The organism is Fusibacter bizertensis, from assembly GCF_029914245.1.
In the GTDB taxonomy this organism is placed as follows: domain Bacteria; phylum Bacillota; class Clostridia; order Peptostreptococcales; family Acidaminobacteraceae; genus Fusibacter_C; species Fusibacter_C bizertensis.
Genome location: NZ_JARYZI010000001.1, coordinates 213485 through 235430 on the forward strand (window position 1 = coordinate 213485; position 21946 = coordinate 235430).

22 protein-coding genes are annotated in these 21946 nt (G+C 35.7%); all 22 read right to left on the minus strand.

The genetic code is table 11. The features are described from left to right. Nucleotides 1-6: 6 nt before the first annotated feature. Nucleotides 7-1065 (minus strand): NAD(P)H-dependent glycerol-3-phosphate dehydrogenase, encoded by a 1059-nt coding sequence (locus QE109_RS01035; protein ID WP_459251422.1) that lies wholly within the window; start codon nt 1063-1065, stop codon nt 7-9. A gap of 55 nt (nt 1066-1120) precedes the next feature. Beyond that, a complete protein-coding gene (locus QE109_RS01040) occupies nt 1121-1354 on the minus strand; it encodes a hypothetical protein (RefSeq protein ID WP_281092504.1) in 234 nt (77 codons plus the stop codon). 75 nt (nt 1355-1429) lie between these two features. Then, on the minus strand, nt 1430-2749 hold the full coding sequence (gene der, locus QE109_RS01045) for a ribosome biogenesis GTPase Der (RefSeq protein WP_281092505.1): 1320 nt from the start codon (nt 2747-2749) through the stop codon (nt 1430-1432). Continuing rightward, nucleotides 2742-4082, minus strand: a complete 1341-nt coding sequence (locus tag QE109_RS01050) for a DUF512 domain-containing protein (protein ID WP_281092506.1) — start codon at nt 4080-4082, stop codon at nt 2742-2744. The genes der and QE109_RS01050 overlap by 8 nt, the downstream gene beginning before the upstream one ends. 129 nt (nt 4083-4211) lie before the next feature. Beyond that, on the minus strand, nt 4212-5015 hold the full coding sequence (gene pgeF, locus QE109_RS01055; RefSeq protein ID WP_281092507.1) for a peptidoglycan editing factor PgeF: 804 nt from the start codon (nt 5013-5015) through the stop codon (nt 4212-4214). A gap of 65 nt (nt 5016-5080) precedes the next feature. Next, nucleotides 5081-5545, minus strand: coding sequence for a transcriptional regulator NrdR (gene nrdR / locus QE109_RS01060; RefSeq protein ID WP_281092508.1), 465 nt, complete (start codon nt 5543-5545; stop codon nt 5081-5083). 116 nt (nt 5546-5661) lie between these two features. Beyond that, nucleotides 5662-6750, minus strand: coding sequence for a cell division protein FtsZ (ftsZ, locus tag QE109_RS01065; protein WP_281092509.1), 1089 nt, complete (start codon nt 6748-6750; stop codon nt 5662-5664). Nucleotides 6751-7110: 360 nt separating this feature from the next. Continuing rightward, nucleotides 7111-7449, minus strand: a complete 339-nt coding sequence (locus tag QE109_RS01070) for a small basic family protein (protein ID WP_342637106.1) — start codon at nt 7447-7449, stop codon at nt 7111-7113. Nucleotides 7450-7465: 16 nt separating this feature from the next. Beyond that, nucleotides 7466-8176: a DUF881 domain-containing protein gene (locus QE109_RS01075; RefSeq protein ID WP_281092511.1), complete on the minus strand. Its 711-nt coding sequence runs from the start codon at nt 8174-8176 to the stop codon at nt 7466-7468. Beyond that, nucleotides 8177-8890, minus strand: coding sequence for a DUF881 domain-containing protein (locus QE109_RS01080; RefSeq protein WP_281092512.1), 714 nt, complete (start codon nt 8888-8890; stop codon nt 8177-8179). A gap of 3 nt (nt 8891-8893) precedes the next feature. Further along, nucleotides 8894-9586 carry a cell division protein FtsQ/DivIB gene (locus QE109_RS01085; RefSeq protein WP_281092513.1) on the minus strand — a complete coding sequence of 231 codons (693 nt, stop codon included), beginning with the start codon at nt 9584-9586 and terminating at the stop codon, nt 8894-8896. Between the two features lie 39 nt (nt 9587-9625). Then, nucleotides 9626-10729, minus strand: coding sequence for an undecaprenyldiphospho-muramoylpentapeptide beta-N-acetylglucosaminyltransferase (gene murG, locus QE109_RS01090; RefSeq protein WP_281092514.1), 1104 nt, complete (start codon nt 10727-10729; stop codon nt 9626-9628). A 19-nt stretch (nt 10730-10748) separates the two neighbouring features. Then, nucleotides 10749-11855, minus strand: coding sequence for a putative lipid II flippase FtsW (gene ftsW, locus QE109_RS01095; RefSeq protein ID WP_281092515.1), 1107 nt, complete (start codon nt 11853-11855; stop codon nt 10749-10751). A 17-nt stretch (nt 11856-11872) separates the two neighbouring features. Further along, nucleotides 11873-13228, minus strand: coding sequence for a UDP-N-acetylmuramoyl-L-alanine--D-glutamate ligase (murD, locus tag QE109_RS01100; RefSeq protein ID WP_281092516.1), 1356 nt, complete (start codon nt 13226-13228; stop codon nt 11873-11875). 26 nt (nt 13229-13254) lie between these two features. Then, nucleotides 13255-14223 (minus strand): phospho-N-acetylmuramoyl-pentapeptide-transferase, encoded by a 969-nt coding sequence (mraY, locus tag QE109_RS01105; protein ID WP_281092517.1) that lies wholly within the window; start codon nt 14221-14223, stop codon nt 13255-13257. Nucleotides 14224-14318: 95 nt separating this feature from the next. After that, complete coding sequence (locus QE109_RS01110; protein ID WP_281092518.1) at nt 14319-16259, minus strand: penicillin-binding transpeptidase domain-containing protein; 1941 nt, start codon at nt 16257-16259, stop codon at nt 14319-14321. Nucleotides 16260-16415: 156 nt separating this feature from the next. Then, the gene (locus tag QE109_RS01115; protein ID WP_281092519.1) at nt 16416-16925 is read right to left on the minus strand and encodes a hypothetical protein; all 510 of its coding nucleotides are present in this window, start codon (nt 16923-16925) and stop codon (nt 16416-16418) included. A 17-nt stretch (nt 16926-16942) separates the two neighbouring features. Then, nucleotides 16943-17875, minus strand: a complete 933-nt coding sequence (rsmH, locus tag QE109_RS01120; RefSeq protein ID WP_281092520.1) for a 16S rRNA (cytosine(1402)-N(4))-methyltransferase RsmH — start codon at nt 17873-17875, stop codon at nt 16943-16945. Nucleotides 17876-17886: 11 nt separating this feature from the next. Beyond that, nucleotides 17887-18324, minus strand: coding sequence for a division/cell wall cluster transcriptional repressor MraZ (gene mraZ, locus QE109_RS01125; RefSeq protein WP_281092521.1), 438 nt, complete (start codon nt 18322-18324; stop codon nt 17887-17889). A 238-nt stretch (nt 18325-18562) separates the two neighbouring features. Continuing rightward, the gene (gene lgt / locus QE109_RS01130) at nt 18563-19330 is read right to left on the minus strand and encodes a prolipoprotein diacylglyceryl transferase (RefSeq protein ID WP_281092522.1); all 768 of its coding nucleotides are present in this window, start codon (nt 19328-19330) and stop codon (nt 18563-18565) included. Then, on the minus strand, nt 19331-20629 hold the full coding sequence (yfmH, locus tag QE109_RS01135; RefSeq protein ID WP_281092523.1) for an EF-P 5-aminopentanol modification-associated protein YfmH: 1299 nt from the start codon (nt 20627-20629) through the stop codon (nt 19331-19333). It abuts the gene before it with no gap. After that, the gene (yfmF, locus tag QE109_RS01140; RefSeq protein WP_281092524.1) at nt 20622-21902 is read right to left on the minus strand and encodes an EF-P 5-aminopentanol modification-associated protein YfmF; all 1281 of its coding nucleotides are present in this window, start codon (nt 21900-21902) and stop codon (nt 20622-20624) included. Before yfmF ends, yfmH begins: the two co-directional genes overlap by 8 nt. Between the last annotated feature and the right edge of the window lie 44 nt (nt 21903-21946).

Here is a 21946-nt window from a genome sequence, read left to right on the forward strand (position 1 = left end):
AATAAATTAATTCCAGTTTTCTAAATTTGTGGCATACTCATCAAGTTCATGTTTTCTTTGACGCGTCATAAGATGATTGACAGCTTCCCTTGCATTTTTGTTTTCATACAAAACTTGATAAAGTTCTTTTGTAATAGGCATCTCTAATCCATGTTTCTTCATCAGTACATACGCCGCTTTTACTGTATAAGCACCTTCAACTACCATGCCAACTTTTTCAATCGCTTCAGTTAATGTTAATCCTTGACCTAGCATAATCCCGCATCGACGATTTCTACTGTGCATACTTGTACAAGTAACGATTAAGTCACCAACACCTGCTAATCCTTTAAAAGTCTCAGCGTTGGCACCCATTGCAATTCCTAAAATAGCAATTTCACGTATACCTCTTGTGATTAGTGCCGCCTTGGCGTTGTCACCATAACCCAAACCATCGCTAACACCAGCACCAAGTGCAATTATATTTTTAAGTGCGCCACTGATCTCTACACCGATTACATCAGGGTTCGTATAAACCCTTAGAAAATCATTGGAAAACAAATCTTGTATGCACTCAGCTGCTACACGTGATTTTGATGCTGAAACCAATGCAGTTGGAAGACCTAGTGCAACTTCTTCTGCATGGGATGGACCAGACAGTGCTACGAAAGTAGCCTTTGGTAAAATCCGTTCTGTAATTTGAGATACAGTTTCCAGTGTCTCCATGTCAATGCCCTTAGAAACATTTACAATGATTACATCCTCTTTGATGAGATTTTCATCTACAAAAGAGGCTAACGTTTTACTGTATTGCTGCGAAGGTACAGAAAAAAGAATCACATCAGCATGATTAAATGCTTTAATTTTATCATTTGTAAACTCTATATTTTCAGAAATAATTACACCTGGTAGATATTTCTCGTTTTTACGTGTTTGATTGATTAAATCTATTTGTTCTTTACCTCTTGCCCATACAGTCACATGATGACCATTCTCATTTAAAACCATTGAAAGAGCAGTTCCCCAGCTGCCAGCTGCTATCACCGTTATTTTCAAATTATACCTCCTTAAGATGCTGCATACAATTAGACTCTAAAGGTTATTATAACACAATTTGAAGCACGAAACCATCACTCAAAAGCTAATTAAAATTTCCTTCATCTTCATCAAAATCGTCTTCATCTTCGTCATAGTCGTCTTCATCTTCGTCATAGTCGTCTTCGTCGTCTTCGTCATAATCATCATCTTCATAAGGTTCATCATCAGTTTGTGGGGTTCTTATTAATGGATTGCCATCATCATCTTCCTCTTCAATCAAATCATCATCAATATCATCTTCTGGTCTTGGCGCTTCATCAAATGGATATTCTGTCATATAAGTCCCCTTTAGATTTGACTTTAAAAAAAAGACACAGAAATTTACTGTGTCTTTTGACACGTTATGTGCCTATTACTCGCCCCTTGCTTTAACTTTAAACACAATTGGCGTTCCTTCATAGTTAAAGTTTTTGCGTATTTGATTTTCTAGATAACGCACATATGAAAAGTGTGCTAGTTCTGCTAAATTTACAAAAAGTACAAAAGTTGGTGGCTTAACAGATACTTGAGTTGCATAGTAAATCTTAAGTCTTTTTCCTTTATCAGAAGGCACCTGATTTAGTGCAATTGCTTCATTGATAATATCATTTAACACGCCTGTTGAAATTCTAAGTGCATGGTTATTGGATACATATTTCGCTTGTTCTAGCAACTGGTTTATCCGCTGCCCTGTTAAGGCTGAAACGAACATCACAGGTGCATACATCATAAAAGGAAATTCTTCTTTAACGCGCATTTTGAATTCGTTAAACGTATGGTTATCTTTTTCGAGAAGATCCCATTTATTAATAACAAATATAGAAGCTTTTCCAGCTTCATGTGCATAACCAGCAACTTTTTTATCTTGATCAGTTATACCTTCAGCTGCATCAATGAGGATAAAGCATACATCAGAACGTTCAATCGCAGTAATTGTTCTGAGAACACTGTAACGTTCAATTGACTCATTAACTTTTGATTTTCTTCTTATACCTGCTGTATCTATTAAGACATATTTCTGATCCTTATATTCAAAAGGCGTATCTATTGCATCACGAGTTGTACCAGCAACATCAGAAACGATAACTCTATTCTCACCAATGATCTTATTAACCATTGATGATTTTCCAACATTTGGCTTACCTATTAGCGCGATACGAATTGTATCATCATCTTCTTCTAAAGCTTCATGAGGTGGAAACATTTTTACAACATCATCTAGTAAATCTCCAAGCCCCATAGCGTTAACAGAAGAAATCATAACAGGTTCACCTAAACCTAAATCAAAATAGTCATAAAAATGATCTGGTTTTTTGTATTGATCAATTTTGTTAAGTACTAGTAAAACTGGTTTTTTTGATCTTCTAAGCATTTGAGCAATATCTTCGTCAGCTGTTGTATACGAATGCTTACCATCACAAACAAAGATGATAACATCAGCAGTGTCAATTGCTATTTGAGCTTGGTCTCTCATTTGAGACATGATGATGTCAGTTGAGTCAGGTTCAATACCACCTGTATCAATCATTGCAAATTGATGCGTTAACCACTCACAATCTGCATAAATTCTATCTCTTGTAACACCTGGTGTATCTTCAACGATCGAGATACGTGAACCTGCGATTCTATTGAAAAAAGTGGATTTTCCCACATTTGGTCGTCCTACGACCGCAACTATTGGTTTTCTAAGCATGCTTTCCTCCATATAATAAATGCTGTAAAAGCGCCTCGCCTTCACAATCCACCTTTACAAATGGAATTCCAAAGCGCTGCTTTAAGTCATCAATTGACACATCGTCTAACAATATTTCTTCATCTGATCTAAACATAGAAGCTGGCATCAAAGCCAAATCATACTCAGAAACTTTTAAGTCTGATTCAAGTTGATCTTTAATATCTTTTCCAGTTATGAGTCCTGCAACAGTGATTTTCTCTCCAAAGAAATGATTTACAATGCTTTTAACACGTACTTCGAGATTAGGAAAAGCATTCACAACCTGAGACATCATTTCTTCAAGAAATGGTCGAGCCGCTGTACCAGTAATGACGACAACTTTATGCGTTTTATTTGTATTTATCAAACGACTTGTATTACTATTTTTTATTATTGCTTCATTTAATTCAGTGCGTAACTTCCGAATCATACCGATGCCATCTTCAAGCTGAATATAGCTCTCATAAGCATCATCTTCAGGAAAGTCTTGCTCTGCTAAGATATAAAACTCATCTGCTAAAAAAGCAAACCTAGTTCCAATTTTATCTAGGGCTAATTGTTGTAACTCATGTACAATAGAAATCGTTTCATAAGCTTCATCTTTATTAAACCCACGCATAGGTAATAGTCCTTCTCTATGGTTTGTTAAACCAATAGGCACAATTGCTACACTATTTAGATGTGGACGTAATGTCATTAAATCCAAAATTGTACTTTTGAGTGCTGAGCCATCATTATAATTTGGACAAAGTACAATTTGAGCATTGACAGTTATACCACCGTCCGTTAACTGCTTAAGTCTAGACATAACATTACCAGCAAATCTATTATTAAGCATCTTTTGTCTCAACTCTGGATCTGTAGTATGAACGGATACATTAATCGGACTAATTCTATATCTAATAATTCTATCGATATCTTCATCTTTTAAATTCGTCAATGTCACAAAATTACCCTGTAAAAAAGATAACCTAGAGTCATCATCCTTAAAGTATAGTGAATCTCTCATCCCTTTAGGCAATTGATCAATAAAACAAAACACACAATTGTTTGTACAACTTCTTGCATGATCAATAATTGGATTTTCAAATTCAACCCCTAAGGTTTCATCAAATTCTTTATCAATCTCAAGTTCCCAGATGTCACCATCTTTTTTTTCTATCTCAACTTCAATATATTCATCATTTATTAAAAACATATAGTCGATGATATCCACAATAGGCTGTCCATTTATAGAAAGAAGTATATCTCCAACTTCAATTTCAAGCTCTTCAGCTAGTGAATTCTTATCAACTGATTTTATGCGATTCATTCGTTAACCTCTCTTACAATAAACCTTTCGACATCTCGTCTTTAGGTTTTGTCACTACAAATTGTAACTATATTATCAGTTATGCAACCAGTATATAATTGTATTACACCTGATTGTGAATTACAACTTTTATTTTTTTGCGATAAAAGTACTCATTGAACCTCTTGGGTAGCCAGTTCTTCTATGAGAATGGAATTCCTCAGCATTACATATAGTACAGTCATCATTCACCTCTATCTGCGACAGCGTTATTCCTTGTTTCATCAAAGCAATCACATTGGCTTGTTTGAGATCCATCATATATTTTCCATTTTCTTTTGGAATTAGAAAGGCGGTCATCTGATCATTGGAAAAATTTTCTCTAAACGCTTGAATCACAGGTTCATCAACTTCATAACAGCAAACCGCTGCACAATGGCCGATACCGATATTGAGATGTGTCACAGGGATACCTAAGTGGTTGAATTTCTTAATTACTTCCTGGCCCATCAAATGCGCTGTACCCTTCCATCCACTATGTACAGTAGCAATATAACCCGACTCCTCGTCATGATAGACTAGAGGCACACAGTCCGCATAAAAGGTCATCAAGACTAGGTCCTCACGCGATGTCATTAGACCGTCTGTTTCAGACGCGACATAGAGTCCATATTCGGACAAATCTGAATCAGAAGTATCTATTTTTTTCAGTGTATCAAAATCAAAAGCTGAATCTATTAGTAAGACTTTGTTTGAATGTACCTGTTGCGTCGCAACAATTGTCTTAGATGTAATTCCAAGCTCATTAAGCGCACGTTTGATGTTTGCAAATACATGACTTGGATTATCTACACCAAAGAAACTAGTATTCATCGACTCAAAAGCGCCAAGACTAACGCCGCCTTTTCTAGTTGTAATTCCATGTGGTGCAGTTATATTTGTAAATTTTCTCATATGCCTCACCCACTTGTAAACTCTTCTCGAATTAATAAAAAGCAGTTTTCACTGCTTTTGATGGATCACTGATGTGTTTTTTCTTGCAACAATTTAGTTAACTCATTGATAAATGTGTTGATGTCTTTAAATTGACGATACACCGAAGCAAATCTAACATAAGCGACTTCATCAAGGTCTTTAAGACCTGACATTACAAGTTCACCTATTAATTCCGATTGTATCTCTTTTTCCATTGAAGTGTGCATACGTGTCTCAATTAGATCAATCAAACGCTCCATTTGTTCCATTGAAACAGGTCTTTTTTCACAGGCTCTTATGATGCCATTAAGAACCTTCATCCTATTGTACGATTCACGGGTGCCATCTTTTTTTACGATAATAATAGGTATCTCTTCAATTTTCTCATAGGTTGTAAATCTCTGATTACAATTGATACATTCTCTACGTCTTCTAATCACATGACCGTCATCCGTTGGTCTTGAGTCAATAACTTTTGATTCAAGACTGCTACAATATGGACATTTCATTGCTTCACCTCGATTTCATAATGAGCTACATTATTATTTAAAATCTTCGGGTGTCGAGCCCGGAGATGTTATCACAAACTAGCGGTGATTTAAAAAAAACCTTGCTAGAAGCAAGGTTATCTTTTCTTTCTTAAAAACGTTGGTATATCAAAAGTATCATCCTCTGCCGGGTCAGCTTCTGCAGGTTGAACCCTAACAGTTTCATTTTTAATTGGTTTATTAATTTTAGACTCTGACTTAGGTTCAGGTTTAGCTGAATCAAATCCAGTAGCGATTACAGTGACTGTAATTTCATCCTTTAATGATTCATCAATAACTGCACCCATGATGATATTTGCATCTGGATCAGCCTCTTGGTATACTAAATCGGCAGCTTGTTGAATTTCCATCATACCTAAAGATTTGCCACCACGTATATTTAACAAGATTCCCTTTGAACCTCTGATTGATGTCTCTAGTAAAGGACTATGAATCGCTTGGTTTGTTGCATCAATTGCTCGATCATCTCCACTGGAAGAACCAATTCCCATATGTGCTAGACCTTGCTCAAACATAATAGTCTTAACATCTGCAAAGTCAACATTGATGAGACCCGTTTCAGTGATAGTATTTGAAATACCTTGTACACCTTGACGTAAGACATCATCAGCAATTGTAAATGCGTCTAATATCGATGTTCTTTTTTCAACGATCTCTAATAAACGATCATTTGGGATTGTAATTAACGTATCCACGCGTCTTTTAAGTTCTTCAATACCTTCTTCAGCGTGTTTCATTCTTCTTTTTCCTTCAAAAGAAAAAGGTTTTGTAACGACACCAACAGTTAATATGCCCATTTCTTTAGCAATCTCAGCTACGATAGGCGCTGCACCAGTACCAGTTCCGCCACCCATACCAGCAGTAATAAACACCATATCAGCACCCTGAAGTGCTTGAAATATATCGTCACGGCTTTCTTCAGCTGCCTTCTTACCCACTTCTGGGTTAGCACCTGCACCAAGTCCACGTGTTAATTTCTCACCAATTTGTAACTTATATTCTGCTGCCGAGCTATAAAGTGCTTGTTTATCAGTATTGATCGCAATAAACTGAACACCTTTTAAATTAGATTTAATCATTCGGTTAACAGCATTGTTACCTCCGCCGCCAACGCCAATTACTTTTAGCTGGGCAAATTCTTCAACAGCAACATCAAATTCTAACATGAAAATCCTCCTTATCCCGCAAAGTAATAATTCTCGGGTGTTTATAATCTCTCTATATATAAACAATTTGCTTTAACTTCTACATAATCATTGTCATCTTATAAAACGCCCCTGATTAAAGCAGAAATAAACCTATGAATTCCGCAACATATATTGCTTAAAATACCTAGTTTTCCACTACATATAGTATATACTCTTTTTTATTTTTTTGGAATATTTTTTTTTGTAAAAATGACTATTTTAGCTGATTTGAGAGCAATATAGGTCTCTTGACCTAAAAAAGCACACTATTTTTCTTGCTTTTTATGAGTTTTTTGACTTTTTAACAATATTTTTACACAATATTTAGCGTCTACATTACTATTTACCACGATATCTGTCAATTGTGTATCTTCTAATCGCCCCTATATTATTAAACAATCGCGTCCCAAAAACAAAAATAGCTGCATAATAAATTGGCACACCTAATTTATCTCCCAAATACGATAATAATATCGCAAGTATCGCATTGACAAAAAAACCACTTATAAAAATAATACCATCAAATTTACCTTCAAGACTTGCTCTTAAAGCACCAATTATCGAATCTATCGCCGCCAAAATCCCTACAGAAATATAAAGCGAAGAAATCGTAGAAAATTCAAATGGAATATAAAGACCTAGTAAAATGCCTAATAAAATTCCCAATAAAGCAATAATCATAATAACACCATCCTTAGTTAAGAAATTCGTAACTTACAAAACCTTCATATGCTGGAATCGTTACACTTATAGATGTATTTACTTCCACAAAAACACCCCAGCTTCTCAAATCTTCACTAAAGCTTCCCGGTGCGTTAATAGCCGACTCTAAAAAACGTCGATCTCCAATCGCTTCGATGATATAGGGTGGTGCAAAAACTTGGTCGTTAATTTTTATTGTTGGTCCAGTACATTGAATATTAGATTTATTAAAAACAACTCTTTGACCATTGATAGCAATTGCCTCTGCACCTGCATTTCTAAGATCATCCACCATAGCTCTTATATCTAAATCATGGACGATGATATTTGCAGGATCTTCATTTTCAATAAGCTCTCTTGTACCATCAGTGATGATAATCACAACACCAGGACCTTCTAATTTTGTAAGTCCTGCAATTTGCTTAGTTGCTTCTATTTCGTTGATCAAAAATTGTTCATAATCAACTTGAACATCCTCTTTTGCAGTTTGGTATGCATCGATTTGAGAACGCAACTCTTCTACTTTGCTATTCAGTTGTGTTAGCTCAGACTTTTGGCTTTCAAGTTCAATACTCTGTGTGTACATTTCTTTTATTGATAAGTATTTAACCCCTGAATTAAGCGTTTTAAATTGAAGGGCAATTAAAACCCCCAGTAAAACTGTAAGCGCTAATATCCTCTTTTTCTTTGCACTCCATTTCATCTATTTCACCGTATTTGCATATCTAAATTTCATGCTCCCATTGAAAGCACCAATTTCAAGATTTTCAACTTGCCTAACTTCAACATAATAACCAGATTCTTGTAGATTTTGTACTATCCCAAAGCGAATATTAACAGCTCCATCTAAAGTACTTGGACTGCCAATAGCCTTAATGATAAAAGGCGGACTAATTGGAATTGTATTGACATTTACTTGGCTTCCAGCAAGTCTAATTTCAGTGCTATTAACCATCCTTTGTTCATTAATCGATATTGCTTCAGCGCCAGCAGAATTAAGTTCATTGATCAAATCCAATAACATCTTATAATCTAGTGCAATGTTTTTTTCTAGACCTACGTTTAGATCCTTTGGTGGGTTATCAATCGTTACCATGATACCAGTGCCAGTAACCTTGGTCATCCCAGAAAAAGCTTTAAAACGATTTAGCTCATCCGTTAGGTTTTTAACAACTGCACTCTCTTCTGATGCTGAATTTTGAATTTTGTCGAGTTGATCTTGTAATCGCTCAATTTCTTCAACAAGTCTTTCTTTTTCTGCCTTTACAACTGTAAGTTCATTTATGATTTCAGTTGTTTTCTGTGTTGGACTCGCACCATTAAGGTAAGTCCCTTGGATAAATTTCATCTGAAATGCGATGAATACACCAAGTACGACACATGCAAGTCCAATCCATATATTATCTTTTTTCATCATAATCTACTCTCCGAAGGGCCTATAAACAGGCAAGCCATCACTACTAACATCAATAATACCATTTTTAATACCATCATTTTTAAGTGCTTCATATATATTGATAAACGCATTATATTTTGATTCAATATTTTCACCAACACCAAATTTAATCTTGATTTGATCAATTGTTAAAACGATATTTCTATCTTTAAATAAAATCAGCGGATTACACTCGAGTTCACTTTGCTGAACCAATTTTAACAAATCAACTATATTCTCAAGAATATAGAGTTGACTCACATCTATTACATTTCCAGTTGAAAAACTATCAAATGCAAAACCCTCAACAGTAAACCCTTCATTTTCACTTGCAAGCACCTCAAGCACATGAAGTTGATCATCAAGCGATAAAACGATGTCAGAGTATCTAATGTTGAAAAAATGCTTTCTATAGACCACATCAAAAATCACTGTATTGGGAAATTGCTTAGTGGCTGTCGCATATCTCACATACGGATGAGACATCAAATTGTTAGCAGCCACGTCAGTGTCTACTTCAAAATATGGGGTACCCTTTTGAACACCAGAATATCTCATGATGTCATACAAGTCCATATGTTCGTTTTCGTTGAACTGAACATCTTGGATGCGAAGTAAATCCGTATTGAAATAAAGATATATACCACCACTTATGATGCCTACAATTATTAAAAACATGAATATCCGTTTAATTACCTTTATCAAATTTTCTCTCCATTAATCGGTTAATTTTCGAATCACAGCAGAAATGGCATCCAGTGTTTTAGACAAATCCATCTTCTCACAGTTTTGTCTCATGATGTTTAGTTTAGAAGGATCTTTATTAAAATCTTGGATTGTATGCACCATTAATTCTTCGTTTAAATCCTCTTCCTTTATAACAACTCCCATACCATATTTATCCATCAATTGCGCATTGAGGAGTTGATGATTATTTGCAACATTTGGTGAAGGAATGATAACAGAAGGTGCTTTTGAAGCGATTATTTCATTAATGGTTGATGCGCCAGCTCTTGATATCACAAGATCTGCAGCATTTAAATAAACATGCATCTCTTTTATATAGCCCAAGATTTTGACATTATCACCCACTTCGTAGATTCCATTTTTAATATCTTCCATCACATATGGATAGTATCTCGTGCCTGACTGATGAATAAATTTAATGTTTTTAATCTCCGAAAACTGATGATAACTAGAAAGCATCACCTGATTTAATTTCATCGCCCCATTACTACCACCTACAGTAACAATAAGCATTTCTTCATCAGCTATACCCAATTTAGTACGGGATTGTTCTCTTGATGTTGAAAAATACGTATCAAGAATTGGCATCCCAGTATAAATTACTTTTTCTGGATGCTTAAAATGAACTTTTGAGTCTTCAAACGACACCATAATATAGTCCACAAATCGACTTAAAATCCGATTGGTCAATCCTGGATATGCATTTTGTTCATGGATCGCTGAAGGTACACCTCTTAAAGCGCCAACCATTACCAAAGAACCTGCAACATAACCACCTGTTCCTATAATTACATCTGGCTTGAACCTTTTAATAAGGCGATTGGCTTGCCACAACCCCTTAAATAAAGTCCCAATCGCTTTAAATGTTTTTCTTGATAACTTTTTATTTAAGGGTGCAACATCCATCCCCACATAAGTAATTCCTTTTTTGGGAACTATATCTTTCTCCATACCATTTTTTGAACCTACATACACAAGTTCAAGGGGTCTAAAATCTTTTTTTAACCGTTCTGCAATGGCTATAGCAGGATAAATATGTCCTCCTGTACCGCCACCGGTGATCAATACTCTCATAGTTATCTCCAGTTAACACTTAATCGTCATTTTTATGTGTTCTTTTTATAGTTGATTTTGAAATATTCAGCATAATACCTATTGAACCTAACAGAATGGATATACTGGTACCACCATAGCTAATAAAAGGTAGAGAAACACCTGTTGCTGGCATTGATGAAGTGGCAACTGCATAATTCATTAGTATTTGAAGTCCGAGCATCGTAGAAATCCCCGTTGCAAGCAGCGTCGAAAAAATGTCAGGAGCATTCATTGCAATTTTAACACAACGATAAAGCAATATCAAAAACAATATTAGAAGTCCAACTGTACCAATCAAACCCAATTCTTCTCCAACAGTCGCTAGAATGAAGTCATTTTGTGGTTCTGGAATATATAATTTATTTTGAGTACTCATACCTATACCAACGCCAAAAATACCACCGGTTCCAAGCGCATATAGTGAGTTAATCACTTGCCATGATTCATCATTTTTATATTTAAAAGGGTCTAAAAAGGCAATCATCCTGTTAAGACGATATGGTGCATTATGCACCAATAACCAACCTATAAAACCACCTGCAGCACCGAATAATAGAACATAAATCCAGCGCAAGCCAGCAACAAAGAGCATAACTGCCATCACACCTGCCAATATAACCGCTGTACTCATATTTGGCTGTTTCATAATCAGTAGCACTACTGAAGCAATGATTAACACATAAACCCCAAGAATCTTAGGTTGATTAAGTTTGGTATAATTTTTTTCTAAACTAAAAGCAAAGAACATAATCAATCCAATTTTTGCAACTTCAGCAGGTTGAAACCTTTGTCCCGCTACTGTGATCCATCTTCTTGCATCATTAACCACTGTTCCCTTAAACAAAACATATATAAGTAAGAACATACTTAGAAAAAATAATGGAATTGCAAACTTTCGATAGACTTTATAATCAACAGCTGATGCAACTAACATTGCAAACACACCTAGTATGATAAAGCTAAGGTCTGCTGTGAAAAAGTGCATCTTATTCTGCATCTTGTCAATAGCAAAATAGTAGCTAGAACTAAATACCATTAACAGCCCAAACGAAACCAAGATTAATGTAATCACAAGCAATGGATAATCCATTTTATTTTGTTTCATAATTCCCCCATCAGATCCTAAACCTCATAGTTATGAACACATTTTTTAAAGTGTTCACCGCGTTTTTCAAAATTTGCATACATCCCCCAGCTTGCACAAGCTGGTGATAGCAATACCGCATCGCCACTAACAGCATTTTCATATGCAAAAGCAACTGCTTCTTCCATATTTTCTACAAAAACAATTTGATCGTATCCCTTAGCCCTTGCAGCAAATGCAAATTTATCTTTGGTAGCACCCATTAAGATCAGTTTTTTTATTTTACCATTGAACACATCAAAAATTGGTGCGAAATCACTTTCTTTGTCGTAACCACCTGCGATTAAAAAAGTAGGTGAAGTCATAGCATCTACTGCACATATTGTAGAATCTGGATTCGTTCCTTTTGAATCATTATAATATTTAACACCATTAATTTCAGCAGTGAACTCAATTCTATGTGCTACACCTTTAAAACTGATAAGCCCCTGAGCGATAACATCAACAGGAATTCCAGCTAGTCGACAAATCAATGCAGCTGCAAGTGCATTTTCTTCGTTGTGACGACCAAATATCAGCATTTCATCTATCGGACAAACCGTTTCGATCTGTTCATTACAATTTAATTTAATCAGGCCCTCTTGAATAAATGCACTTTGACCTTCAGTTATTTCTCTGCTGAAATAATGTACTTTCCCTTTTGAATGAACAGATAATGCTCGTGTTAGTACATCATCATAGTTTAGGATTAAATGGTCTTGTGTAGTTTGATTTTCAAAAATTCGCATTTTAGCCTCAATATAGCCATCCATCGTCTTATGCCTATTGAGATGATCCGGTTTCAAATTCAAAATCGCAGCGATTTTAGCTCTGAAATCAACTATTGTTTCAAGCTGAAAACTGCTGACTTCTGTAACCATAGTAGTCTCACCATCAGATTCAAGAGCTTTGGAAACTGCTGGCAAACCAATGTTTCCTACAACAAAGTGTTTTCTACTAGATAAATCAAATATCTCGCCAGTTAAAGCTGTCGTTGTAGTTTTGCCATTGGTTCCGGTAATACCTATGAAACTTCCTTTAGAAAGTTGATATGCAAGTTCAATCTCACCTATTATCTTTACACCAGCAGCTTTCATCTGTGTAACAAAAGGTAAATCAAGTGGTACTCCTGGGCTCATCACAGCATATTCAAAACGTTCAAGATCAGTAGGATGACTTCCTAAAATAGCCGCTTTGATATATGGTTTGACTTCTGAATAAAGCTCACTTAATTCTTCAACTGATTTTATATCCGTTATGGTAGCATTTGCACCCACATCATTTAATGCAATAATCGCAGAAACGCCTGACTTTGCCAAACCAACAACCAATACTTCTACACCTTTAAAATTCATACAGCCCCCTAGTAGGATTTATTATCTTATATATAAATAAAGTAACTTAACAGACACATTAAAATTGTCAACACTGAGAATCGAGTCACGATCTTTACTTCATTCCATCCAATCATTTCAAAATGATGATGAATCGGCGCCATTTTAAAGACTCTTTTTTTAGTTTTCTTGTAAACACCGACCTGTATCATAACAGATAAAGTCTCGATAAAGTAAATCAAACCAAATAAAGGGATAAATAAAGGCATCTTTAAAAGAACTGCCATTGCACCCACATAGCCACCAAGAGCAAGTGAACCCGTATCCCCCATAAAGACTTTTGCTGGATACCAGTTAAACTTTAGATAGGCGATCAAGCCACCCAACATACCCGCAGATAAATAGATGACAATACTCTCATTTTGAACAAATCCCATGATCATAAAAAATACACTCACTATTGCTGTAATACTTGAAGCAAGGCCATCCAATCCATCTGTCAAATTAACTGCGTTATCAATCGCTAAAAACATAATGAACAGTAAAGGTATATATAACCATCCGAGATCGACAACACCTGCTACAAACGGAATATGCGTATCAGTCCCCCATGCTAATGACAATAGCGCGAAAATGACTGAAAGTATACTTTGTAAGATGAATTTATGTTTTGCTCTTAATCCAAGGTTGTGCTTTTTAACTACCTTTAAGTAATCATCTAAATATCCCACTGCCCCAAAACAAAAAATCGCCATTGTGACATAAGCTACTTGTGGCACATCAAAAGTAAGCGTAAAGGATATTGGCATTAAAAACGCTACAATGAATATTAAGCCTCCCATAGTTGGCGTTCCAGTTTTTTGCAGATGAGACTGTGGTCCCTCTTCTCTAATCGCTTGTCCAAACTTAAGTTTTGTAAGTCTTGGGATAATAATCGGGCCAAGTACAAGTCCTGCCACTCCACTTATAACGAAAAACATCATTGCATTTAGTATTGGATTTGAAAATAAATTCATCTTACCTTTTCTCCTAGTTTTAAATTATATATTTTATTTTAAATCATATATTTTGTTATATCTTAACCAAATTTATGATGTCTTACTAGCTGCTATTATTCCTCTACTGAAATAATCACTAAACTGTCTGAATCTACTTTTGTTCCTGCAGCGGGGTATTGATTCGTCACTGGAAGTGTATGATCTTCTACACCAACTGGCGATGTAGAATATGCAAGTCCAAGTTTATCAAGTTTTTCAATGGCAGCTTCTAAAGTAAGTCCCATCAAACTTGGCACTTCAATGTTGTGTTCAATTTCAACATTAGGTACTATATTTTTGTACCTTAAAATATCTTGTAAGATGGCTTTAACCACTGGGGCAGCCACGATACTTCCGTAGAACTCATCTTTTGGCTCATCTACAACGACTAGTACAACATATTGTGGATCTTCAATAGGTGCAATTCCTACAAATGACAAAACAACGACTTCGCTTTCATAACCGTTTTCAGTATATTTTTCAGTTGTACCCGACTTGCCCCCAACTCTGATACCTTCAATATAAGCGTTTTTACCACCACCAGATTTCACTGCGCTTTCAAGTAAAATTCGCATATTATCTGAGGTTTCTTTAGATATCACTTGGGATAACACTTTGGGTTCAAATGTTTCTACTATAACTCCCTCTGAGGATTCAATTGAATTCACAAGCTGAGGCTCTATTAAATAACCACCATTTACTATTGTTGATATGATGCGAATTAATTGAATCATTGTGATGTTAAGTCCATGACCATATGACATCGTTGCAAGTTCAACTGGGCCAATTTTTTCTTTATCACGAACAAGTGAATTTCCCTCAGCAGGCAATGAAATTGCTGTCTTTTCAAACACACCAAATTTCTCTAAATAGTCATAGAGTGTATCAACTCCTATTTTTTGTCCAATCTCGATAAACGCAGGATTACATGAATTTACAAACGCTTGTGTCAATGTTTCAAGTCCGTGTCCCAAAGGATTTGCACAATTAAGTATCTGTCCACTAACATCTTTAGATCCCGTACAATAAAAAGTCGTATTAAAATCTATCAATTTTTCTTCTAGAGCTACAGCAGCAATCAAAGCTTTAAATGTAGAACCTGGTTCAAAAGTATCGCTGATAACATTATTTCGCCACCTGCTATTCCAATAGTTCATCCGTTCATCGTCTGACATCGCTGCCCATGTTGCATCATCAATTGAATCATCAGGTGTTCTAGGATTGTTGAGATCAAAATCTGGTTTTGAAGCCATTGCTAAGATTTCACCTGTTTTAGGATCCATAACTATTGCAGAAACTGATTTGGCATCGTGTAACTCTAAAGCAGCTTCTAAGCGATCTTCAACAAAAAACTGAATGCTATTGTCTAAGGTCAATCTTAATGAGTCACCATTTTGGGGTGCTTTAAGTTCATCCTCACCATAAGCTAGCTGGCGACCATATACGTCTGTTGTAACATGAAGTAGTCCTGGCTCACCTATTAAAATGTCATTAAAATAATATTCTAATCCAGTAAGACCGACTCCATCAGTAGTAACATTCCCGATAACATGTGAAGCCAATGAGTTATAAGGGTAAAGCCTCTTCGTATCTTCGGTAACAGAAATTCCACGAATACCCTTGCTTTTTAATAATTCTTCTTCACTTTTAGTTATATTACTCACTAATTTAACATTAGTCGATTGCGCATTAAGTAACTTTTCAATTATTGGCTCTGGTGCAATCTCAAGTGTTTCTGCTATTAAGTTTGCAGTTTCAGACTGCTTCGTAATTTCTGAAGCCTGCGCCCAAACCGAATATGTTTTCACACTAAAAGCCAACTTGTCTCCATTTCGATCTAAAATAGCACCCCGCTGCGCAGGAATCGGTATATTTTTATTTTGTTGTGCCTTAGCCATTTCAGAAAGCTCATCACTCCACACAACCTGTATGTATACTAGACGACCTACCAAAGCCAAAATCAACAAAGAAACGATAAGATAAAAAAAGAAAAGTCGCTTTCTAAACACATTCATAAATTGCCTCCAAATAATCACTAATACTATTATAGCGTACAGCAAGAAATTATCAATTTAAACTCCACCTTAAAAATAGTGAAAACCCTAGACTACGGCAAAATAGCTAAGACTAGGGTTTATAACTTTTATTAATATTTATGTCACGTATCGCTCTCAGTTCGAATTAAACAAAGCTGTAAACAATTGCTCGAATATTGGTTTTTTAGAAACAACTTGAACCGGTTCGGCATACAATTCTCCGCTTTGGTCCTTCAACGCATAGTGATAATTCGCATCAATATATACCATTTGTTCTTGTGTAGGGTACACCATATTTAATTGCTCCATCGCAATTTTTTCAATGTTTTTCAGCTCAGTTTGATTTTCTATACTTGCACTAAGTTCTTCTATTTTCGCATTAAGAGATTTGATTTCTGACTTCAAATTAAATATGTCGTATTTCGCTTCGTTTACCATTGAATTCTTATAGATATATGAGCTAAACAATCCGGCTATTATAAGCACTATCGCAATCGAAGCAAGCATATTTACGAAGTTTTGAAATGCAATTTTCTTCGCATTTTCCTTCTCCATACGCTTCTTACGAATACTCACAATTTTAGCGTGCTGTGAAACGTTGAATTGTTCAATTTCTTCATCATACAGTTCAACTAAAGCCGACATAGGTAACCCCCACTAATCTATTTTTTCTCTGCAACCCTTAATTTTGCACTTCTTGCTCTTGGATTTGATTCAACCTCTTGGTCAGAAGGTAAAATTGGTTTTTTGGTTATAATCTTAACAACTGGTTTTCCCCCACAAATACATACCGGAAACTCAGGTGGACAAGTACAGCCTTGTGCAAGCTTTTTAAATGCATTTTTCACAATTCTATCTTCTAAAGAATGGAATGTGATGATCGCAATCCTGCCGCCCTTATTCATACTTGCTACTGCAGCTTCTATGGTCTGCTCTATAATTTTGAGCTCATTGTTAACTTCTATTCTAATTGCTTGGAATGTCCTTTTAGCAGGATGTGGTCCATCTTTTCTCGCTCCCGCTGGAATTGCTTTTTTAATAACATCCACAAGTTCAAAAGTTGTCTCTATAGGTTTACTTGCTCTCTCTTCAATAATGAATTTGGCTATTCTATTAGCCCAGTTTTCTTCACCATAATCAGAAATAACACCTGTAAGTTGCTGTTCAGTATAACTGTTCACTACATCATATGCAGTAAATGCATCGCTTTGATTCATACGCATATCTAGTTTTCCATCATTCATATAAGAAAAACCACGTTCTGCTTCATCTAGTTGAAACGAAGATACCCCTAAGTCTAGTAACAAGCCATCAATTTTAGGAATTTCCAAATCTGCTAAGACTTGTGTAATCTTAGAAAAATTACTATGATATGGTATAAATTTACCTTCAAATATTTTGAGTTTCTCTGTTGCAGCACTTAACGCATCAGTATCTTGATCTACGCCAATCAACTTACCTTTATCTAAGAGTTGTAAAATCTTGAAAGAGTGTCCTCCTCCGCCAAGTGTTCCATCTACATATATGCCGTTTGGCTTAATGTTCAATCCTTCAATACATTCTTTTAACAATACACTTACATGATTAAAGCTCATATCTTCTCCTTCTAGAATCTAATGCCCAAGGCTTCCATATCCTCTGCAAGATCGTCCATATTAGCTGTCATGAAGTCATTGTAAGACTCCCACGTTGTGGCATCCCAGATCTCGATTCTTGATCCAGCACCGTTGACATAAACATCTTTCTCAATATTGGCATGTGTTCTCAGTGTCTGTGGTAACAATATACGTCCCTGCTTATCAAGTTCACACTCTGTTGCACCTGCAAAGAAAGATCTTGCAAAAGCACGTGCGTTCTTATTAGACAATGGGAGTTCTTTTAGTTTTTCTTCAAAGATTGACCACTCTTCCATTGAAAAAACAAAAAGGCAATGATCTAAGCCTTTAGTGATATAGAAACTATCGCCAAGCTTTTCTCTAAATTTAGAGGGTATGCTCAGTCTATTTTTTGCATCTACTGCATGTTTAAATTCTCCTGTAAACATAGCCCCACTCACCCGTGTTTTTTTAACGTATGGTCTTTCTACCCACTTTATAACACTTTCTACCACTTACTAATCTAATTTTAATATTTTTTAATATTAAAAGCAACAAAAAAAACGACTTTATTATAAATAAAGTCGCATTTCACAGGTTATTAGGGCGCTAGTCCTACTCTTTTATACATATTTCGTATTTTTAATAACTATCTATCAAAACTTTCTCTCTTACTTAAAGTTGGTTTTAGTCATTTTGACTTTCAACCGTTGTTTCTTTGATCTTCCACCAGCCTTTTTTTCTTGCCAGATAGATAAATGCAGCACCAAGTAAAACTGATACTAAACTCACAACTTGTGCAATTCTAAGTGGACCCATCATCAAACTATCTGTTCTTAATCCCTCAACAAAGAACCTGCCAACAGAATATAACATCAAGTATTTAACAAAATGTTCACCGTAGAATTTTCTTTTCTTAAATGTAAACACCAATATCCCAAAAACTAATACATTCCAAAGTGATTCATATAGAAAAGTGGGATGCACTTTTACGCCATTCACCATAATCCCCCAAGGTAGATCAGTTGGTCCACCATGCGCCTCTTGGTTGATAAAGTTTCCCCACCTACCAATAGCTTGACCGAGTATCAATGGCATAGCGACCATGTCAGCCAAATCACCAAAATTCAGCTTCTTCACTTTACATACAACATAACCACCGAGCAATCCACCTATGATTCCACCGTGAATTGCAAGTCCACCTTCTCTAAATGCTAAAATTTGATTTAGATGCTGTGAATAATATGACCATTCAAAAGCAACATAATAAAGTCTAGCAAATACAATAGCTGATGGCAAAACTACAAGTACTAGATCTAAAATATCATCTTCTTTGTAGCCGTATTTTTTACCTACTTTCATCAAGATCAAAGCACCTATAAACATAGCTGAAGCAATGATGATACCATACCAAGCGATCTGTATTCCAAAAATTTCAAATGCATATCTGTCCATTTAGTTCTCCTTTAAAGCTGTTTTTTGCATCGTAGAAACGACATGGTTTTCTACATCAAAAAAGACATTGATAATCTGGTTTATTTGTTCAAATGTCACTGCTTTATAAGCTTCCATCTGTTTGAACAAATCATTTCCTCTCATAATTGAATGTGTTAAATTCCCCGCGATTGATTGAAGTGAATTAAATGACGAAACTGTTCTGCCCAATATTTTACGTTTGATCCGAATAAAGTCGGTTTCATCGAAACCAATTTCTAAGCAACGTCTTACTTCTGATAATATCGCTTGATAGAGTTCTTCTATATGATCAGTCTCATTGCCAATAATTACAAAGGCATGTCCGTCGCCAAGCTGCAAATCAAAATCAAAATGCTCAGTTACTAAACCCTTTTCATAGCAATCTAAGAAAAAGCGACTACTTCTACCAAACATCATATCAAGTGCAAGTTTAAGTGCAGCCTGTTTGTCTTCTTTATTTTCTTTAAAAAGTACAGGATTTCCTTTGAAACCAACTGCGATCATACCTTTAGATATATCTTTTTTGATGTCAAAACGCTTTTTGTGAATTTCATAAGGTTCTTCTGGTAAAATCAACTCTGGTTTATTGGGATTTTGTTTATATGACGGCGATAGCAAATCGTCAACCAAAGAAAGTATTTTATCTATCTCAATATCACCGTATAAGAACAAACTCATATTACCTGGTGTGTAAAAATGATGATAGCATGACAGGATTGTTTCTTTGGTCAAATCTCCGATGCTTTCAACAGTTCCAGCAATTTCAGATTTTACAGGATGGATATGAAATAAGCCCTCATAAAGGTTATTATAAAGTTCCCATGTTGGTTCATCCATATACATCAAGATTTCTTGTGCAATTACTTCTTTTTCTTTCGCTACGGAATCATCTGTGATATCAGTACTTTGAACCATATCGAGCAACAATTTGAGACACGGTTCAAAATTTTCAACTGTATCAAAATGGTATACGGTTGATGTTGCACTGGTATAAGCGTTTAGGTTTGCTCCTAACTCTTCAAATTTTTCGAAATTGCTTTTTTGGCGATCTTCAAAAATCTGATGTTCTAAAAAATGTGCAGTTCCTAGAGGGACATGGATTTTTTCCCCCTCTAGCATATAATCGTTATACAGTCCGCCATATTGTGTTGCGAAAAAGGCATACTTTTTAGCAAAATGTTTTTTTGGCAGTATATATACATTTAAACCTGATGACAGTGTCGCTTGATGAACCACTTCACCCATGTACTCAGTTTGCTTTGTTTTGTATTTAGGCATGTTCTTCCTCCTTGACAAGTCTAACCACAGCGCCAAGTTTGATGTCAGCAAATGATTCGATGACCGATTCTCTTGTTACGGCACGTATAATTTTGAGATTTTCTTCAATATCTACCGAACCATTTGTAATTAGCATATTATAGTAGAAATTGATATAAGAGTTTGGATAATCAGATACCGATTGTATATTTGACAGCACTGTGTATTTGGCAATATCCAGTTCTTCCTCGGTAAAGTTTCCTTTTTTTATATCTTCAACTTGTTGGTGAATGAGTTCTTCTGCCAAATCAAAGTTTTCAAAATCAACACCTGCATAAACGAGCATAATCGACTTATGCTTTTCCAAACGTGAAAAGACAGAATAGCAAAGTCTAGCTTTTTCTCTAACATTTTTAAATAGTTTAGAACTACCTCCGCCACCTAAGAGCACAGATGCAACAAGTGCCGAAGTATAAAGTGGCGATTCATATGGTACATTAATTCGGTAGCCCATGCTTAGCTTTCCTTGTGAGATTTCGTGTTTTTCATGATAGCGTGTCACAGTCTCTGGATGAAATACCACCTGTTCTCTAGGAAGAGTAATCAGCTGTGTTCGCTCAAATTTTAAAGCGGATTTAACCGTATCAGCCATCTTATCAGAATCATAGTCACCTATGATACAGATATCAATTTGCGATGTTTCCCACAGTTTGCGAAGATGAGCGTAAAGCGCTTGAGGCGTGATCTCTTTTACAGCCTCAACTGTTCCAAATTCATGGATATGATACAGTTCATCCGGGCACATTTGTTCGATGCACATGCTCATCGCCCAGCCATCTTTTTGATCTTTTCTTACGTTAATCTCATCGATTAAGCCTAATTTTTCTCTTTGGACAATCTCTGGATCAAAACTACCATTTACAAGTCTCGGCGAATTGATCATATCGTTTAAGAGTTCTAAAACCCCTTGGTATACAGATTCATCGCCAATATATTTAGCACCTGGCACTTGCATCTTCAATTGAAGCATCTGCTTCTCACCGTACTTATGGACATCAGTCACCATGACACTTCCATAAAGCATATCTAGTGCTTGACTCACTTCTTGTGTCGACTGGAGTTTTGCTGTTGCCTGATCCAAAACCCTAGACAAAAGTGCGTTAAGTGCAACTTCTTCCTCTGATAGCGGCCTTTTTATATATAAACCGAATAATACTGTCTTAAATTTGTCCGATTGCACCAAGTGCAGTTGTATTCCTTCATGCAATTGTAACTTTAAAGTATGGTTAATCATAAGTCACTTCCCATTCTCTGTATTGATAACACCATAACCAATCT

Bases quoted from the DNA above. Each gene is read 5' to 3' on its own strand.
- murG (WP_281092514.1), bottom strand. From the start codon at position 10,729: ATGAGAGTATTGATCACCGGTGGCGGTACAGGAGGACATATTTATCCT.
- ftsZ (WP_281092509.1), bottom strand. From the start codon at position 6,750: ATGTTAGAATTTGATGTTGCTGTTGAAGAATTTGCCCAGCTAAAAGTA.
- QE109_RS01080 (WP_281092512.1), bottom strand. From the start codon at position 8,890: ATGATGAAAAAAGATAATATATGGATTGGACTTGCATGTGTCGTACTT.
- yfmH (WP_281092523.1), bottom strand. From the start codon at position 20,629: ATGCCTAAATACAAAACAAAGCAAACTGAGTACATGGGTGAAGTGGTT.
- QE109_RS01115 (WP_281092519.1), bottom strand. From the start codon at position 16,925: ATGTCGGCTTTAGTTGAACTGTATGATGAAGAAATTGAACAATTCAAC.
- QE109_RS01110 (WP_281092518.1), bottom strand. From the start codon at position 16,259: ATGAATGTGTTTAGAAAGCGACTTTTCTTTTTTTATCTTATCGTTTCT.
- mraZ (WP_281092521.1), bottom strand. From the start codon at position 18,324: ATGTTTACAGGAGAATTTAAACATGCAGTAGATGCAAAAAATAGACTG.
- yfmF (WP_281092524.1), bottom strand. From the start codon at position 21,902: ATGATTAACCATACTTTAAAGTTACAATTGCATGAAGGAATACAACTG.
- QE109_RS01050 (WP_281092506.1), bottom strand. From the start codon at position 4,082: ATGAATCGCATAAAATCAGTTGATAAGAATTCACTAGCTGAAGAGCTT.
- rsmH (WP_281092520.1), bottom strand. From the start codon at position 17,875: ATGAGCTTTAATCATGTAAGTGTATTGTTAAAAGAATGTATTGAAGGA.
- QE109_RS01085 (WP_281092513.1), bottom strand. From the start codon at position 9,586: ATGTTTTTAATAATTGTAGGCATCATAAGTGGTGGTATATATCTTTAT.
- QE109_RS01075 (WP_281092511.1), bottom strand. From the start codon at position 8,176: ATGAAATGGAGTGCAAAGAAAAAGAGGATATTAGCGCTTACAGTTTTA.
- ftsW (WP_281092515.1), bottom strand. From the start codon at position 11,855: ATGAAACAAAATAAAATGGATTATCCATTGCTTGTGATTACATTAATC.
- nrdR (WP_281092508.1), bottom strand. From the start codon at position 5,545: ATGAAATGTCCATATTGTAGCAGTCTTGAATCAAAAGTTATTGACTCA.
- QE109_RS01040 (WP_281092504.1), bottom strand. From the start codon at position 1,354: ATGACAGAATATCCATTTGATGAAGCGCCAAGACCAGAAGATGATATT.
- lgt (WP_281092522.1), bottom strand. From the start codon at position 19,330: ATGGACAGATATGCATTTGAAATTTTTGGAATACAGATCGCTTGGTAT.
- murD (WP_281092516.1), bottom strand. From the start codon at position 13,228: ATGAATTTTAAAGGTGTAGAAGTATTGGTTGTTGGTTTGGCAAAGTCA.
- der (WP_281092505.1), bottom strand. From the start codon at position 2,749: ATGCTTAGAAAACCAATAGTTGCGGTCGTAGGACGACCAAATGTGGGA.
- mraY (WP_281092517.1), bottom strand. From the start codon at position 14,223: ATGAATTTATTTTCAAATCCAATACTAAATGCAATGATGTTTTTCGTT.
- pgeF (WP_281092507.1), bottom strand. From the start codon at position 5,015: ATGAGAAAATTTACAAATATAACTGCACCACATGGAATTACAACTAGA.